The 1,084-nt window shown below is 54.1% G+C and carries 1 protein-coding gene; it reads right to left on the reverse strand.

Annotated elements, in window-relative coordinates:
• Positions 1-1,051, reverse strand: a 1,051-nt coding sequence (locus tag GBM95_RS11805; protein WP_193222706.1) for an IS1634 family transposase, incomplete at its 3' end; no start/stop codon positions are given.
• Positions 1,052-1,084 lie beyond the last annotated feature (33 nt).

Here is a 1,084-nt window from a genome sequence, read left to right on the forward strand (position 1 = left end):
GGCAGGCGAGTTCGATTTCCGTACGAATGACGGCGGCAATGAAGCAGATGGCAAGCTTTGCCTCAATGCGCTGATCGTCATGCACGCGCGTTACGTCCGTTCCCAGCTGAGATTTCAGCGCGCTGAACTGCTTTTCGGAGATGTCGCGGTAGTCATAGATCTCACTGATCTTCTCTGCGGGCAGATCTTCAGAAGAGGCGATGGCATTAAAGCCATGGCGGTCAATAGATTCCTGAAGCCGTTCAGCGCAGAGCTCTACAGCGGGAGCATCCTCGGTTCCCGTCAGCTTCAGATAGGGTTTCATGTCGGAAGCAATTCTGAGCTTGCTGAGTGTCTTCCCGCCAAGGATCTGAGCCTTGATTTCCTGCCGGATCTTCAGCACCCGGGCAATGTCGTCCACGGACTTTCTGCATCCTCGAATGCCGTCGAAGAATAAGCCGACGCAGGCTTCCTCAGTGCCGCTCGCGAATACACGGGTTCTTTCCTCGACGCCGAAAATGCCCTTGTCGTTTATAACGTGAGCGACCTTCCAGCGGATCGTTTCCGCGTATTTCTCCAGCATGGTCTTGTAGGCCAGCGCGGAAGACTTCAGCCTGACGACGTAGCGGTATCCGAGCTCCCGAATAAGTCGCATAACGCCTTCATCAGCAAAGCCTCGATCGAGAATGACGCCTTCAACTTCGATGCCGGCAGCGGCAAGAAAGCGAATCATCTTCTCAAAAGCCTTGGCATCGACTTTGCCGCCGTTGTTGAGGAACCAGGTGACGGGGCGCCCATCCTTCGAGCTGACGGCCCACATGTAGCTGTAGATATTTACTGCCTTATGCGACTTTGAATTGCCGGGTTCGGCAACACGGCTTTCCGAGATCGTGCAGTCGTTGTTTGAGCCATCGATGCAGAGCCAGACTTTCGTGCCTCCCTGCACTGCGAAGCGCTTGAGCCAGTCCATCCGAAACTGGTGGATGATGTCTGCACTCAATTGATTTTCAAAGAAATCGGAATACCAGCTGTCGCTCCGAAGCGAATCGGAAAAGAGCAGCTGCTGAGCCATCTCGTCCTTCATCAGATCTGTTGAATCAGCTCT

It is taken from the genome of Sutterella seckii, from assembly GCF_009183815.1.
GTDB classification, from domain to species: Bacteria; Pseudomonadota; Gammaproteobacteria; order Burkholderiales; family Burkholderiaceae_F; genus Sutterella; species Sutterella seckii.